Source organism: Caulobacter sp. AVps16, from assembly GCF_058681455.1.
Window position 1 is genome coordinate 943,603 of the sequence record NZ_CM178739.1, and the last position, 15,047, is coordinate 958,649.

General features: G+C 66.7%; 16 protein-coding genes. 10 read left to right on the top strand and 6 right to left on the bottom strand.

Features of this window, described 5'->3' with window-relative positions; all coding sequences use genetic code 11:
- Positions 1–49: 49 nt before the first annotated feature.
- The gene (locus tag ACW17U_RS04515; RefSeq protein ID WP_062151623.1) at positions 50–325 is read right to left on the bottom strand and encodes a metal-sensitive transcriptional regulator; all 276 of its coding nucleotides are present in this window, start codon (positions 323–325) and stop codon (positions 50–52) included.
- Between the two features lie 77 nt (positions 326–402).
- On the opposite strand from ACW17U_RS04515, the gene ACW17U_RS04520 reads away from it, so the two are divergent.
- A complete protein-coding gene (locus ACW17U_RS04520; RefSeq protein WP_492055009.1) occupies positions 403–2,763 on the top strand; it encodes a heavy metal translocating P-type ATPase in 2,361 nt (786 codons plus the stop codon).
- Positions 2,764–2,826: 63 nt separating this feature from the next.
- Here the strand turns inward: ACW17U_RS04520 and ACW17U_RS04525 are convergent, their stop codons facing one another.
- From ACW17U_RS04525 to ACW17U_RS04535, 3 genes are read right to left on the bottom strand one after another with little or no spacing between them, the layout of a single operon-like run.
- Entirely contained in the window at positions 2,827–3,831 is a 1,005-nt protein-coding gene (locus tag ACW17U_RS04525; RefSeq protein WP_492055010.1) for an HlyD family secretion protein, read from the bottom strand.
- A gap of 18 nt (positions 3,832–3,849) precedes the next feature.
- Complete coding sequence (locus tag ACW17U_RS04530) at positions 3,850–4,599, bottom strand: ABC transporter ATP-binding protein (RefSeq protein WP_062147638.1); 750 nt, start codon at positions 4,597–4,599, stop codon at positions 3,850–3,852.
- On the bottom strand, positions 4,596–5,804 hold the full coding sequence (locus ACW17U_RS04535; RefSeq protein ID WP_062147636.1) for an ABC transporter permease: 1,209 nt from the start codon (positions 5,802–5,804) through the stop codon (positions 4,596–4,598). The genes ACW17U_RS04530 and ACW17U_RS04535 overlap by 4 nt, the downstream gene beginning before the upstream one ends.
- A 257-nt stretch (positions 5,805–6,061) precedes the next feature.
- On the opposite strand from ACW17U_RS04535, the gene ACW17U_RS04540 reads away from it, so the two are divergent.
- The 3 genes from ACW17U_RS04540 to ACW17U_RS04550 all read left to right on the top strand — a co-directional run bounded on the left by ACW17U_RS04540 (position 6,062) and on the right by ACW17U_RS04550 (position 8,466).
- The gene (locus ACW17U_RS04540; protein ID WP_492055687.1) at positions 6,062–7,342 is read left to right on the top strand and encodes a NupC/NupG family nucleoside CNT transporter; all 1,281 of its coding nucleotides are present in this window, start codon (positions 6,062–6,064) and stop codon (positions 7,340–7,342) included.
- Positions 7,343–7,403: 61 nt separating this feature from the next.
- Positions 7,404–7,784 (top strand): bleomycin resistance protein, encoded by a 381-nt coding sequence (locus tag ACW17U_RS04545; RefSeq protein WP_492055011.1) that lies wholly within the window; start codon positions 7,404–7,406, stop codon positions 7,782–7,784.
- A gap of 64 nt (positions 7,785–7,848) precedes the next feature.
- Positions 7,849–8,466 (top strand): glutathione S-transferase family protein, encoded by a 618-nt coding sequence (locus ACW17U_RS04550; RefSeq protein WP_492055012.1) that lies wholly within the window; start codon positions 7,849–7,851, stop codon positions 8,464–8,466.
- 125 nt (positions 8,467–8,591) lie between these two features.
- Here ACW17U_RS04550 and ACW17U_RS04555 read toward each other — a convergent pair whose 3' ends face one another.
- A complete protein-coding gene (locus ACW17U_RS04555) occupies positions 8,592–9,044 on the bottom strand; it encodes a PaaI family thioesterase (RefSeq protein WP_492055013.1) in 453 nt (150 codons plus the stop codon).
- A gap of 102 nt (positions 9,045–9,146) precedes the next feature.
- Between ACW17U_RS04555 and ACW17U_RS04560 the strand changes: the two genes are divergently transcribed.
- The 6 genes from ACW17U_RS04560 (at position 9,147) to ACW17U_RS04585 (ending at position 14,021) form a co-directional block, all read left to right on the top strand.
- Positions 9,147–9,449, top strand: a complete 303-nt coding sequence (locus ACW17U_RS04560) for a DUF3253 domain-containing protein (protein ID WP_062151617.1) — start codon at positions 9,147–9,149, stop codon at positions 9,447–9,449.
- A 209-nt stretch (positions 9,450–9,658) separates the two neighbouring features.
- Positions 9,659–10,291 carry a glutathione S-transferase family protein gene (locus ACW17U_RS04565; RefSeq protein ID WP_492055014.1) on the top strand — a complete coding sequence of 211 codons (633 nt, stop codon included), beginning with the start codon at positions 9,659–9,661 and terminating at the stop codon, positions 10,289–10,291.
- A gap of 34 nt (positions 10,292–10,325) precedes the next feature.
- Positions 10,326–11,240 carry a S1/P1 nuclease gene (locus ACW17U_RS04570; RefSeq protein WP_492055015.1) on the top strand — a complete coding sequence of 305 codons (915 nt, stop codon included), beginning with the start codon at positions 10,326–10,328 and terminating at the stop codon, positions 11,238–11,240.
- A gap of 44 nt (positions 11,241–11,284) precedes the next feature.
- Complete coding sequence (locus ACW17U_RS04575; protein WP_492055016.1) at positions 11,285–11,866, top strand: uracil-DNA glycosylase family protein; 582 nt, start codon at positions 11,285–11,287, stop codon at positions 11,864–11,866.
- Complete coding sequence (locus tag ACW17U_RS04580) at positions 11,863–12,900, top strand: alpha/beta hydrolase (protein ID WP_492055017.1); 1,038 nt, start codon at positions 11,863–11,865, stop codon at positions 12,898–12,900. Before ACW17U_RS04575 ends, ACW17U_RS04580 begins: the two co-directional genes overlap by 4 nt.
- Before the next feature lie 59 nt (positions 12,901–12,959).
- Positions 12,960–14,021 (top strand): Leu/Phe/Val dehydrogenase, encoded by a 1,062-nt coding sequence (locus tag ACW17U_RS04585; protein ID WP_492055018.1) that lies wholly within the window; start codon positions 12,960–12,962, stop codon positions 14,019–14,021.
- Between the two features lie 69 nt (positions 14,022–14,090).
- Here ACW17U_RS04585 and ACW17U_RS04590 read toward each other — a convergent pair whose 3' ends face one another.
- Positions 14,091–14,942 carry a hypothetical protein gene (locus tag ACW17U_RS04590; protein WP_062147610.1) on the bottom strand — a complete coding sequence of 284 codons (852 nt, stop codon included), beginning with the start codon at positions 14,940–14,942 and terminating at the stop codon, positions 14,091–14,093.
- Positions 14,943–15,047 lie beyond the last annotated feature (105 nt).

Genomic DNA, 15,047 nt, shown 5'->3' on the forward strand with positions numbered 1-15,047 from the left:
GGTTTGGCGCGTTTGTGCGGCGCGGGAGGGGAGGCGTCAAGACGTCAGGTCAACGGCCGCTACGGGCAAGTACGGCGATCAGCTCGGCGACCTTCTCGCGCTGCGACTCCGGGTTGCCGCTCTGGATGGCGTGTTCCACGCAATGGGTGACGTGATCGCGCAGGATCTCTTCCTCCACCCGGCGCAGGGCGGCCTGGACCGCTGAGATCTGGGTGATCACGTCGATACAGTAGCGGTCGTCGTCGATCATCTTTGTGATCCCGCGCACCTGACCCTCAATACGGTTCAGGCGTTTCATGGCGGAGGCCTTGGTGTCAGGCTGCATCGGATACCCCTTGGGGGTACTTGATGATGTACCCTCTGGGGGTATATAGCGGCACCAGCTCCTCAGGAGAAGTCCACATGTCCCCCCATGACCACGCCCCCTCTGGCAAGCCGCATGCCTGTTGCGGGGGCGGCGCTCCCGCAACGACGGTCGCCATGTCGCGCGATCCGGTCTGCGGGATGTCTGTCGACCCGGCGACGGTGAAGCACAGCGCCAGCCATGGCGGCGAGACCTACCGGTTCTGCTCGGCCGGGTGCGAGGCGAAGTTCGTGGCCGAACCCGAGCGTTACACCTTCGCACAGCCGGAGAAAGCCGAGGCCGCTCCGGCGGGGACGATCTATACCTGTCCGATGCACCCGCAGGTGCGCCAGGTCGGTCCCGGCGCCTGTCCCCTGTGCGGCATGGCCCTTGAGCCCGCAACTCCCACGCTGGACGCCGCGCCCAATGGCGAGCTGGGCGAGATGACCCGTCGCTTCTGGTTCGGACTGGTGCTGACGGCGCCGGTCTTCGTGCTGGACATGGGCGCACACCTGTTCGGCCTTATGCCGCCGTGGGGAGACCGCGCCAACGCTTTCATCCAGCTGGCGCTGGCCTCGCCGGTGGTCCTCTGGGCCGGCTGGCCGTTCTTCCAGCGCGGTTGGGCGTCGATCCTGGCGCGCAGCCTCAACATGTTCACCCTGATCGCCCTGGGAACCGGCGCGGCCTATCTCTATTCGCTGGTCGCGACCCTGGCACCGCATCTGCTGCCCGCCAGCTTCAAGGGCCACCACGGACAGGCGCCGGTCTATTTCGAGGCCGCAGCGGTGATCACCGTCCTGGTGCTGCTGGGCCAGGTGCTGGAGTTGCGGGCCCGCGAGCGCACCGGTGGCGCCATTCGCGCCCTGCTGGACCTGGCCCCGCGCACGGCCCGGCGCATCGGCGCCGACGGACAGGACGCCGAGGTTGGCATCGACGCCATTCTGGTGGGCGACCGGCTGCGGGTCAGGCCGGGCGAGAAGATCCCCGTCGACGGTGTGGTGCTGGAAGGGCGTGGCCATGTCGACGAGGCCATGGTGACCGGCGAGTCGATGCCGGTGCTCAAGGAGCCGGGTTCTCTGCTGGTCGGCGGGGCGATCAACAAGAGCGGCGGCTTTGTCATGAAGGCCGAGCGGGTCGGGGCCGACACCCTGCTGTCGCGGATCGTGGCCATGGTCGCCCAGGCCCAGCGGTCGCGCGCGCCGATCCAGCGGCTGGCGGATCGGGTCGCGGCCTGGTTCGTGCCCATCGTGCTCGCCTCCGCCGTCCTGGCTTTCGCCGCCTGGGCTCTGGTCGGGCCCCAGCCCCGCCTGGCCAACGCCCTGGTTGCGGCTGTGGGCGTGCTGATCATCGCCTGTCCCTGCGCCCTGGGCCTGGCGACGCCGATGTCGATCATGGTCGGGGTCGGGCGCGGTGCCCAGGCGGGTATTCTGCTGAAGGACGCCCAGGCACTGGAGCGCCTGGAACGCATTGACGTGCTGGTGGTCGACAAGACCGGCACGCTGACTGAGGGTCGGCCGGTTCTGAGCGCCATCGAGCCTGTCGGCGTGCCTGAGGACGAGCTCCTGCGCCTGGCCGCCAGCCTGGAGCGCGGCAGTGAGCATCCGCTCGGCAAGGCCATCGTTGAGGCCGCCGAGGCGCGCAAGCTGCCCCTGGCCGAGGTCGCCGACTTCGACTCGCCCGTAGGCCGCGGCGTGACCGGCCTTGTCGAGGGGCGCCGCGTCGCGATTGGAGCCGAGCCCTATATGGCCGAACTGAAGATCGCGGTCGGCGATCTGGCCAAAGGTACTGATGCGCTTAGAAGCGAGGGGGCGACGGTGGTTTTCGTGGCCCTGGACGGCGTGGCCGCCGGGCTACTGGCGATCAAGGATCCCATTCGCCCGTCCAGCCGCGCGGCAATCAAGGCCCTGAAGGACCGGGGCGTTCGCGTGCTGATGATGACAGGGGACAATCAGGTCACCGCCATGGCCGTGGCCCGCGCCCTGGGTATTGATGAGGTGGAGGCCGGGGTTCTGCCGGATCGCAAGGCCGAGGTCGTCAAGCGCCTCAAGGCCGAGGGCGCATCGGTCGCCATGGCAGGGGATGGCGTCAATGACGCCCCGGCCCTGGCCGTCGCCGATGTCGGCATCGCCATGGGCAGTGGCGCGGACGTGGCCATGGAGGCGGCTGGTGTGACCCTGCTGAATGGCGACTTGATGGGCGTTGTCCGGGCCCGCTCGCTGTCGCGGGCCGTGATGCGCAATATCCGGCAAAATCTGGCGTTTGCCTTTGTCTACAATGCCGCCGGCGTGCCGATTGCGGCCGGGGCGCTGTATCCCGCCTTCGGCCTCACCCTGACGCCGCAGCTGGCGGCCCTGGCCATGGCGCTCAGCTCGGTCAGCGTGATCGGCAATGCACTGCGCCTGAGAGCGTGGAAGGCCTGAGCTGAATGCAAGGCGCCGGGCGGAGATCCGCCCGGCGTCTCTTTGGCTCTTGGCGTCGTTGGCCTAGTTCGGCTTGGTCATGCCGCCGCCGACGGGCGCGGTCGCCTTCGCGCGCTTCACGCCGGCCTTCTTGCCGGGCTTCATGAACTTGACCAGCACGCGCTGTCCGACCAGCAGCGGGGCACCGTCGGCGCTGACCACGACTTCGACCACGCGTTCGTCGCTGCGTTGGCTGGGGTCGTCGGAGGCCAGCTTGCGAGCTCCGTACACGGCGGCACGGCGCAGGACCTTGCCGACATAGACCTTGTCGGGATCACCTTCCGGCTGGATCTCGACTTCCTGGGCCACGGCGACATTGGGGATGTCAGCCTCGACGATCTCGGCACGGACGATGCGCTGGGTGTCAGGCTCGAGGTCAAACATGTTGGACACGTTCAGCGTCGAGGCACCGGCACCGGGATTGGCGTAGCGGCGGGCGATACGGCCATTCATCGGCGCGCGGATCACGGTCAATTCGAGGTTGTACTGTGCCTCGTTCTTGCGGGCGATGGCGGTGGCGATCTGGGCCTCCTGGGCGGCCAGGGTGGCGCGGGCATTGGCGATGGCGTCAGAGGCGGCATCCACACGCGTACCCGCCACGAAGTTGCTGGCGGTCAGCTTGCTGAGGCGGGCATGCTCGCGCTGGGCGGTGGCCAGTTGAACGCGGGTGGCGTTCTGGGAAGCGCGGGCCTGGGCGACCTCGGCATTGGCGCGTTCGACGGCCAGGCGGCCCTCGTCACTCTGCTGGCGAGCCAGGATCTGGTCCTTCACGACCACATCGCCTTCCTGGACATAGACGGCCTCGACCACGCCGCCGCGCCGCGCGGCAACCTGGATGATGCCGCCTTCGACATCAGCCTTGCCGTTAGCGATGGCCGCGTAGGGGGAGGGTTCCTCCATCTTGGCGGCGGCTTCGAGCTTCTTCTTTTTCTCGGCCGCTTGGCCCTTCATATAGAAGAAGCCGCCGCCGCCGACGGCGAGCACGACGATGACGATCCAGAACATCGGGCGGCGCAGAAAGCCGAACATATCAGTTTCCCCAAAAGGTCAGTGGCTGAGCGGACCGGGATTGGCGTCGGGCGTTCTACGCACGTCGTCCAGGATCCGGCCGTCTTCGATGTGGATGACGCGGTCGGCATAGGCCTCCAACCGCGGGTCGTGGGTCACGCAGATCACCGCCGCGCCACGCTCGGTGGCGGCCGCGCGCAGCAGCTTGATGACAATTTCACCGCTCTTGCCGTCGAGGGCCGAGGTCGGTTCGTCGGCGAAGATCAGGTTCGGGTTCTTGGCCAGGGCGCGGGCGATGGCCACGCGCTGCTTCTCGCCGCCTGAAAGTTCCGAAGGCCGCTGATTGACGCGCGGGCCAAGGCCCACCGACTCCAGGGCGGCCTGGGCGCGGCGCGAGGCCTCGCCGGGACCGACGTTCTGGTACTTCAGAACGGTCATGACCTGTTGCTTGGCGGTGAGGGCCGGGAACAGGTTGAAGCCCTGGAAGATGAAGCCGCAGTGGTCCAGGCGGAAGCGGTCGATCTTGCCGGCCGACAGCGACCAGAGGTCATTGGCCTCCAGAGCGGTGACCTTGCCCTCGTCGGGCTTGAGCAGACCGGACAGGGCGGCCACGAGGGTCGACTTGCCTGAGCCGGAGGGGCCCATGACCATGGTCACGTCGCCATGCCTGGCGTCGAAATCCACGCCCTTGAGCACCTCGATAAAGGTCCGGCCGGTCTTGAACCGCTTGACCAGACCCTGGGCCGAGAGGGCGCTCTGGCCGCGCAGGTGGCTGTGATCATTGCTCATCGCAGCAGGTCCGCGGGCTGGCTGTTCTTCAGGATGCCCAGCGACAGGAAGCCGGAGAGCATGGCGATCAACACGAGGAAGACCGCGACGGTGATGATCAAGCTGGGCGGGAAATACATCGGCACGCCGCCGGCGCTGGCCAGCAGGGTGACCAGCCAGGTCAGCAGACCAGCGGCCCCGACCCCGACGATGCCGACCCAGAAGGACAGCTCCATGACGATGTTGCGCAGGTCGCCCATCGACACGCCGAGGGCGCGCAGGCTGGCGAATTCCTTGATATTGGCCATGATCGCGCCGCGCAGGGTTTGCCAAGTGATGGCCACGCCGATCAGCAGGCCCAGGAAGGCCGAGAAGCCCAGCATGATGCCGATGATCTGGTCATCCAGCATGGCGCTGGAGTTGGCGTCGGCGAGTTCCTGACGGGTCCAGGCGCGGAACTTGCCGTCGCCCTTCTTGTTGAGTTGCGCCGCCACGATTTCGGCACGAGCGGGATCCCGAATCTGGACCATCAGTGGGGCGACCCGAGGGCCGGTGTCCGCCTCGCCGAGCATCCGGAGGGTGTCGCGCGACATCACCAGGGTCGGCTGGATGATGTTGGGGTAGCCTGTGGTGACCACGGCGATTGTAATGGTCTTGCCGTTATAGATCGCCTTGTCGCCCTTCTTGACGCCCAGGCGCTTCAGCGCGGTCTGGTCGACGGCCACGGCATAGGGTTGGCGCAAGGCCTCGACCATCGACTGGGTGTAGTCGGTCGGTACGGTTACATAGCCCGGGATAGCGTCGATCACGGTGACGTTGACGAACTCGGTCTTGCGACCACCGCCTTCGCCGCCGGCCTGCTTGCCGCCCTTGGCCGCGGCCTTGGTGCGGGCGTCGATCTTGGCCTGCTCCTCGGGAGACAGGATGTTCTGGAACCGGCCGCCGGACCCGTCGAGGGGCGCGACCTGGGTCACTTCAGGATGGCTGTAGACCAGCGGGATCATGCGCCGCGGCAAGCCGGACGGGCCGCCGAACAGCGCCTTGGCACCGGGGCCCAGCACCATGATATCGGCGCGGGCCCGGTCGATCTGGGCGGTAAAGCCCTTGCCGATACCGACGAACATCCCGACCTGGGCCAGGACCAGCAGACCGGAGAACGCCAAGGCGACGACCGCCGCCATGTAGCGACGCCACTCATACAGCAATGTGGCCAAGGCCAGCGACATGCGAACAATGCTCCCCCAATCGAGAGTTGCAGCAATAGCGGTGATCGGCGAACGGCCAAGTTAAATCGGGGTAAGGCAAATCCTGGCCGCGATCGTCGCGGCCGGATCGCTGCGATGCCTTGGCGGCGGGCAGACGGCCTGCTCCTCGCGGCCGGTCTGGTGCAAGCCGCTTGCCTCTCACCGCATACTTGGTGTCAATCTCGCCCTCTGGCGGACGTCGCGGGGGCGTCGCCGAGTTCAAAGGTTCTTCTGTCTTGATGTTTCTTCCCGAGAACGTTCAAGCCCTCGCGGGTCTGGCGCTCACCCTCGGCCTCTGCTGGCTGGTCTCCGAAAACCGCAAGCGCTTTCCCTGGGTGCTGGCCATTGGTGCGATCGTCGTCCAGGTCGGACTCGTCCTGCTGCTGTTCGGGCTGCCCCAGGCCCAGGCCCTGCTGCGCGGGGTCAATGGCGCGGTAGAGGGTCTGTCGGCCTCGACCCAGGCCGGCACCATGTTCATCTTCGGCTTCCTGGCGGGGGGCGACCAGCCCTATCCGGTCAGCAATCCGGGTCTGGGCTTCATCTTCGCCTTCCGTGTCCTGCCGGTGATCCTCGTGGTCTGTGCCCTGTCGGCGCTGCTGTGGCACTGGAAGATCCTGAAGTGGGCCGCTCAGGGCTTCGGCTTCGTGTTCCAGAAGACCCTGGGCCTGCGCGGCCCGCCGGCCCTGGCCACCGCCGCCACGATTTTCATGGGTCAGATCGAGGGTCCGATCTTTATCCGCGCCTATCTCGACAAGCTGTCGCGGTCGGAACTGTTCATGCTGATCGCGGTCGGTATGGCCTGCGTCAGCGGCTCCACCATGGTGGCCTATGTCACCATCCTGGCCGATGTGCTGCCCAATGCCGCCGCCCACGTCCTGACCGCCTCGATCATCTCGGCCCCGGCCGGGGTGCTGCTGGCCAGGATCATCGTGCCGGCCGATCCGCTGGAGAAGGTCTCCAGCCTGGATCTCAACATCGACGACAAGACCTATGGCAGCTCCATCGACGCCGTCATGAAGGGCACGACCGACGGCCTGCAGATCGCCCTGAACATCGGTGCCACCCTGATCGTGTTCGTGGCCCTGGCCACCATGGTCGACAAGGGCCTGGCTGCTCTGCCGGACGTCGGCGGCCAGCCGCTGAGCATCGCCCGCGGCCTCGGCGTGGTCTTCGCCCCTCTGGCCTGGTCGATGGGCATCCCGTGGGAAGAGTCCGGCACGGCCGGCGGCCTGCTGGGCGTCAAGCTGATCCTCACCGAGTTCACCGCCTTCATCCAGATGTCCCAGACGGGCGAGGCCCTGCTGGATGAACGGACCCGGATGATCATGACCTATGCCTTGTGCGGCTTTGCCAATATCGGGTCTGTCGGCATGAACGTGGCCGGTTTCAGTGTGCTGGTGCCCGAGCGCCGGCAGGAAGTGCTGGGCCTGGTCTGGAAGGCGATGATGGCCGGTTTCCTGGCGACCTGTCTGACCGGATCCCTGATCGGACTGATGCCCCGGGCGCTGTTCGGGCTCTGATACCAAGCTTGATCAGGCGCTCGGGGAGCGCCTGATCAAGCCTGTCATGGGGGGCGAGACCGTGTCGAACTTCATCCAGATCACGCCGTTCATGCATGTGCCCGAGCTTGAGCCGGCGCTGACCTTCTTCAACGACTTTCTGGGGTTCCAGACCCACTACCGGTCAGGCGACTATGCCTATGTCGAGCGGGAAGGGGCGGGAATCCGCATTCAGGCCGGTCAGGGTGAAGCCGGCGCGCCGCCAGGCAACCGCCGCTTCTGCTACTATGTCGATGTCCGCGACGTTGACGCCCTGTATGACGAGCTGAAGCCGCGCCTTGAGACCTTGCCGCCCGGAGACGTCCACGGACCCGCCGACAAGCCCTATGGCCAGCGCGAACTGCTGGTCGTGGCTCCGGACGGCAATCTGATTGCGTTCGGCCAGGCGATCACCGGGGTCTAGCGCGCCCTCTTTCCTTCCGCAGCGAAACCCGCTCATCCTCCGGTCAAAACGGGAGGACCTCGCCATGAAGCTCTATGACAGCCGCCGCGCCCCCAATCCGCGCCGTGTGCGCTGGTTCATGGCCGAAAAGGGCATCGAGGACATCGAGATCGTTGATGTCGACATCTTCGGCGGCCAGCATCGATCACCCGACTATCTCGCCAAGGCCGGTCTGCCCAATGTGCCGGCGCTGGAGATCGATGAGACCACCACCATCACCGAGTCGGTGGCCATCTGCCGCTATCTGGAGAGCCTCTATCCCGAGCCGAACCTGTTTGGCCGCGATGCCCGCGAGATCGCCGTGATCGAGATGTGGACGCGGCGTGCCGAGATGCTGCTGTCGACTCCGCTGATGATGGCCGTGCGTCACGGCCATCCGGCCCTGGCCGCCATCGAAACCCAGATCCCGGAAATTGCCGATACCAACCGCAAGGCCGCCGAGCGGGCGCTAAAGGTGTTCGACCGCCGCCTGGCCGACAGCGAGTTCATCGCCGCCGATCGGGTGACCATCGCCGACATCCTGGCGGTCACGGGGATCGACTTTGCGCGGATGGTCAAGTTCAGGCCGGACGCGGAGCTGGTGAATGTCGGGCGCTGGCTGGAGCAGATGATGCAGAGGCCGGCGGCTAAGGCGGGGGTTTAGCGAGATCCTCCCCCTCTGGGGGAGGTGGCCCAGAGGGCCGGAGGGGGCTAGCTCGGCTAAGGCCGCATTCACCCCCTCAGTCGCTCCGCGACAGCTCCCCCAGAGGGGGAGCAGCTACCGAGGGTCTACCGGTTCCTGATCTTCTTGATCACGCCGGAAAAGCTCAGCATCGGCGAACTGCCGGTCGAGACCAGTCCGCGGACGAACAGCAGCGAGCCGCCGGCCTTGGTGACCTCGCCGGTGGCCGTCACCAGGTCGCCGGGCCGGGCCGGGCCCATGAACTCGCCGTTCAGGCTGACGGTCACGGCATGCTGGCCCGCCAGTTCCTTCCAGGCGATGGCAAACAGCGAGAAGTCGGCGAAGGTCATCATGCAGCCGCCATGCATGAAGCCGCCGCCGTTCATGTGGCGGGTCTCGGCCAGGAAGGCGGTGGTCACCCGGCCGGCGTCGTCTTCCTTGAAAAAGAAGGGTCCGGACTGGTCCTCAAACGGATCCAGACCCGACCAGGTGCGCCAGCCGGCCCAGTCGCCGCTCTCGACCAGTCGCGGCCCGCCGGGCGCGTCATTGCCACCATCCATCTGCTCATCCCCGCAAATTCGTCAGGCCTGAGCTAGAGCCGCGTCGATTGGCGCGCAAGCCGTCCCTCGCGTAAGGCAACGATCCATGGCATGGAGCCGCCCATGACGACCCCGATCCAAGAGACCATTCTTTCCCAGCTGGCAGGCCTGCCGGAGGGAAAGTCCATCGACCCGATGAACGTCGCCAAGGCGGTGCAGCCCGAGCGCTGGCAGCAGATCCTGGGCCATGTGCGCACCAATGCCATCGAGTTGGCCCGCGCCGGGACCATTGTGATCCTGCGCCACAACAAGCCGGTCGATCCGGAAAAATTCCGTGGCGTCTATCGCCTCCGCACCCGTTTGCCTGGCGACCCGACCAGCTTTGAGACGGTGGTTGAGGATCAGGCTGAGGACGACGACGCCTAAGCCCCTGTCCGCTCTCCCCGGCGAAGGCCGGGGCCCAGATCGAACCCAGAGCGATTGCTGATCTGGTCAGCCGTATCTCGGATCATCCTCGGACGCTCAGGCTGAATCTGGACCCCGGCCTTCGCCGGGGAGAGCGGGTCCAAAATTGTAAGTCTTGAAACGAAACTCAATCGGTGAATTATGACCCCCAACAAAAGGGAGTTCACCGAATGATCATTCACGGCTCGTCGCTGTCGCCGTTCGTGCGCAAGACCATGGCCTTCGCTGCCGAGAAGGGCCTGACCTTCGAAAACAAGGTCGCCCGGCCCGGCTCGCCGGATCCTGAGTTTCTGGAGATCAGCCCGTTCAAGAAGATTCCGGGCTTTCAGGACGGCGACTTCAAGATCTCCGACTCCAGCGCCATCGTCACCTATCTGGAAGCGGCCTATCCCGAGCCCAACCTGATCCCCGCTGAAGCCCGAGCGCGCGCCCGGGCGATCTGGTTTGAGGAATTCGCCGACAGCATCTTCGTTGGTGCGGCTGGCAAGATCTTCTTCAACCTGGTTGTCGGACCGCGCTTCATGGGTGTCGAATCCGACATGGCGGCCGTCGAAAAGGCCACGGCGGAAGAGATGCCGCCGGTGATGGACTATCTGGAGAAAATTGCGCCCGAGAGCGGCTTCCTGATCGAGGACCGCCTGACCCTGGCCGACATCGCCGTGGCCAGTCCGTTCGTCAACCTGATGCATGCCGGCTTCGATTTCGGCCGCTGGCCCAAGGCCAAGGCCTGGGCTGACGGCGTGCTGGCGCGGCCGTCCTTCGCGACCGTGATCGCCAAGGAGCGGGGTTTCCTGGGCGGATAGTGTAGGGTCGGGTCTACCCTCGGGAGGACGCGGCATGAAAACGTGGCGAGCGACGACACTGGCAGTACTGTGCCTGGCGCTCGCCGCGCCTGCGCCGGCCCTGGCCTGGAACGACCAGGGCCACATGGCGACGGGCTACATCGCCTATGACACCCTGAAGGCCGAGCATCCGCAGGCCGTGACGGCCATTCTGGCGATCATGCGCGACCATCCCGACCGGGCCCGGTTCGACCAGCAATTGGCGGGGCTGAGTGGCCCAGCCCGGGAGCGGCGGCTGTTTGCCCTGATGGCGCGCTGGCCAGACGATATCCGCAACGGGCCCTTCGACCGGCCCGACTGGCACTACGCCCTGAAGCTGGTCACGCCCTGGGGGTGGGCCCTTCCGATCACGGTGGGCAAGGCCGACCAGGCCTTTGGATCGAATCTGGCCCTGGCCCGGGACAGGGGTGCGCCCAATGCCCAGCGCGCTGTCGCTCTGTGCTGGGTCATGCACATCGTCGGCGACATGCACCAGCCCCTGCACGGTGGGCATTGGCTATCGATGGCCTTTCCCAAAAGCGACCGCGCCGGGTCCATCGCCTGGGTGCGTAAAAGCCCGGAGGCACCGCCAAACACCCTGCACGACACCTGGGACGGGATCGTCGATCGTCCTGGCTCAAGAGAGGTCGGCTCCGAAGCCCTGGCCCGCCAGATAGCGGCAATGCATCCGCGATCCACAGTTCCGCGCGACAACCATGACAGCCAGACGGCCTACCAGGGCTGGGTCACGCAAAGTCGTGTTCTGGCCAGGTCCCTGGCCTATGACGGTGGGCGGCTGCTGGCGGGACGCTCGCCCGACGACTCACCGCTGCTGTCAGAGTCCTATGTGGTCCGGGCCCGCAGCGTGTCTGAAGCTCGCGTCGCCTCGGCCGGCTATAGGCTGGCCGATCTGTTCTGGGCGATTGGCTAGGGCTCGGCCTGTTCGCCCCGCCCGCCGCTCAGACCTCGCCAGACATGCTCGACACCGTCCTCGCCGATATCGCCGCCTGTCGCGCCTGCGCGCCTTACCTGCCGCATGTGCCCCGGCCGGTGGTTCGGGTGCGACCCGAGACGCGCATCCTGATCTGCGGCCAGGCCCCGGGGCGACTCGTCCACGAGACCGGCGTGCCGTTCAACGACCCGTCCGGCGTGCGCCTGCGCCAGTGGATGGGGCTCGATCGCGAAACCTTCTATGGCCGGCCCGAGATCGGCGTTGCGGCCATGGCCTTCTGCTTTCCCGGAACCAATCCCAAGGGCGGTGACTATCCGCCGCCGCCGCGCTGCGCGGCGCTTTGGCGGCCGCAACTGCTGGCGCAACTTCCGAAGGTCGAGCTGACCCTGCTGGTGGGCAGTTACGCCCAGTCCTGGGCGCTGCAGGGGCGGACCGGCAGGACCATGACCGAAACGGTCGCGGCCTGGCAGACCTTTGGGCCGACTATCTTGCCGCTGCCCCATCCGTCATGGCGCAATACGGCGTGGCTCAAGCGCAATCCGTGGTTCGAGGCCGAGGTCACGCCCTATCTTCGCCAGCGCGTGGCGGGCATTCTGGCCGCATGAACCGCCGAAGCCTCCTGCTTGCCGCCTCCGCCGCCGCGCTGGGCGGCTGCACACCCCTGACCCAGAGGCTGGACCTGGGGCCGCTGGGGTTTCGCGGCCCGCGCTTCGAGGGCGAGGATTTCGTCAGTTTCGACGGCGCGCGGCTGGGTTTGCGAACCTGGCTGCCGGCTCAGGCTGAGCCTGAATGGGTGATCGTCGGCCTGCACGGCATGAACGACTATTCCAAGGCCTATCATCTGGCTGCCGAATGGTGGGCCGGGCAGGGGATCGCCACCTACGCCTTCGATGTGCGCGGCTTTGGCCGGTCGCCCGAGCGAGGGATCTGGGCACCGGTCGGGGTGGTGATCGAGGATGTGCGCACCTGCGTGGCCCTGGTTCGCGAGCGACATCCGGGCGCGAAGATCGCCTTGGCCGGCATCAGCATGGGCGGCGGACTGGCGATCGCCGCCATGACCGATCCCGAGCCGCCGCCCGTCGATCGCCTGCTGCTGTTCGCGCCCGCCGTCTGGGGCTGGTCCGGGCAGCCCCTGCCCAATCGGGCCAGTCTGTGGGTCAGCGCCCACATGGTGGGGGGCTGGGTGGTCGAGCCACCTGACTGGCTGGTGCGCAAGGTCATGCCCACGGACAATGTCGACGAACTGCGCCGCATGGGCAGGGACCCGCTGATGATCTGGGGCGCGCGCTCCGACACGATCTTCGGCCTGGTCGGCCTGATGGAGCAGGCCTGGCGCTCGACCGACAGGATCAAGGTCCCGACGGCCTGGTTCTATGGGGTCAATGACCACATCATTCCCAAGCAACCCACGATCGAGGCCGCAGCCAGGCTGAGCCCTCAACACCGCACGGCCTGCTATGCCAAAGGCTGGCACCTGCTGCTCGTCGACCGGCAGGCGGCGACCGTCTGGCGCGACGCCCAGAGCTTCCTGCACGACCCCGCCAAACCCTGGCCATCGGGCGCGCCGCCGATCCCGGCCAGCGTCAAGATCATGGAAGCCATGGCTCAGACGTCACCGGAGAAGCCTTCGGGGTTGTGAGCGCAGGCCTGTCAGCGTACACCCCGGCGCATTCTTCTGTCTGAGGCGAGACCTGCGGCATGACCTTGTTCGATTCCCCCGATTTCGAGGGACATGAAGGCGTCCATACCTTCTTCGACGAAAAAACCGGTCTGAAGTCCATTATCGCTGTTCACTCGACCGCCCGGGGTCCGGCCGCAGGCGGCTGCCGCATGTGGGACTACGCCAGCAGCCAGGCCGCCCTGACGGATGCTCTGCGCCTGTCGCGCGGCATGTCGTTCAAGAACGCCATGGCCGACCTCGACTTCGGCGGCGGCAAGGCCGTCATCATCGGTGACAGCCGCAGCCAGAAGACGCCGGAGCTGTTCGAGGCCTTCGGCCGCGCGGTCGACAGCCTGAACGGCCAGTACTGGACCGCCGAGGACGTCGGCGTCTCGCCGTCTGATCTGGAAAGCACCCGCAAGACCACCCGCTATGTCGCCGGTCTCGAAGGCCATGCGGCCGCCTCGGGCGACCCCTCGCCCGTCACTGCCGAGGGCGTGTTCCGGGGCGTCCGCCTTTGCGTCGAGCGCGCTCTGCAGCGCGATCTGACCGGTGTGCGCGTCGCCATCCAGGGGGTGGGCCATGTGGGGGCCTACCTGGCTGAGAAGCTGCATGCCGCCGGCGCGGTTCTGACCATCGCCGACGTCAACCAGACCGCTCTGAACGAGGTTGCCGCCAAGACCGGTGCCACCATCGTGCCGACCGACGCCATTTTTGATGTCGAGGCCGATGTCTTTGCGCCCTGCGCCCTGGGCGGTGCAATTTCCGCCGCGACCCTGCCGCGCCTGAAGGTCAAGGTCATCGCCGGCGGGGCCAACAACCAGCTGGCCGACGCCATGATCGGCCAGGCGGTGTTTGACCGCGGCCTCCTCTATGCGCCGGACTATGTCATCAATGGCGGCGGCATCATCAATGTCGCGGCCGAAATTCGCGCCCTCGAAGCGGGCGGCAGCTTTGACGGTCAGTGGGTTGCTACGAAGCTGGACCGCCTGGCCCAGACCCTGGGCGAGGTCATTGACCAGTCGATCGCTGAAAAGCGTCCGGCCAATCTCGTGGCCGACCAGATCGCCAGGGCACGCATCGCGGCCGCCCGGGGCTAGTCTAAGGGATAAGCGGTGGCCGGGACGCAGAGCCTACGGCCGCCGACTTGCCGAAAACGGCCCGGCAGATCAGCGCTTGGGCTTGATCGAGAGCGTCAGGCCGTAAACCATATCACGGTCTGAATAGGCCTCGGCCTGCAGCTTGCGGCGCGTGGCGCTCAGCGACAGTTGCTTGCCGTTCTTCCGCCAGCCGATACCGACCTGGTGGGTGCCGAACCGCGTCAGACGTTCCTGCGACCAGCCGGAGCCCCGCCAGCCGTCAATGGAGCTGCGGATAACATTCCAGCTCAGGGCCTGGCCAGAACTGGCGGCAAACAACACCCAACGCCCCCTTCGGGGATCCTGGGCGACGCCGCTCATCTTGCCCATCAGGGCAGAGGCGTTCACCGACAACCGCTGCATGGTCGAGGGCTCATAGGCCGACCCGAACGGCTGGATATCGATGTCCTCGACCTTGACCATCGGGATACGCCCGGCCTTGGAGCGAGAGAGGGAAAGTGCCGGCGGGCGCGAATCGGCCACTGCCACGGTCGTGGTCCGCACCGGCTGGCGCGGCTCGGCGAGCGTCTGAATGGCAGGCTTGGGGCGAGCCTCGGCGGCGGATGCAATCTGGGTGACCTGGGCCGGCGCAGCGACGGCCGTTATCGCCGGGCCGCCGGCCAAAGGTGCAACCGCTCCGGCCAGATCGATGGGCGAGGGGGGGAGGGCTTCGGAAACGGCTGCTGCGGGCCGGCGCGGCGCGTCACCATAGCGCGCCGTGGCAATCGGGGCGTCCGGATCGATGGCGGCTTCACCGCCGGCCAGGGTCAGTGTCCCATCATAGGGCGCAGGTGCTTGAGTCGACAGGGCGGTGGCGGTCGTAGCGACCACTCCCAACCCGGCCGCGACCAGCGCGCCCTTGATGATGACAGACCCCCGCATCGATCCGAACGTCCCCTTTCGCTCGCGTCCCCCAGCGTGCACATTAACTTATGCTTATCTGTGTGACGCCTGTACAGGCCGATCGCCTGTTAAGAATGTTAAATT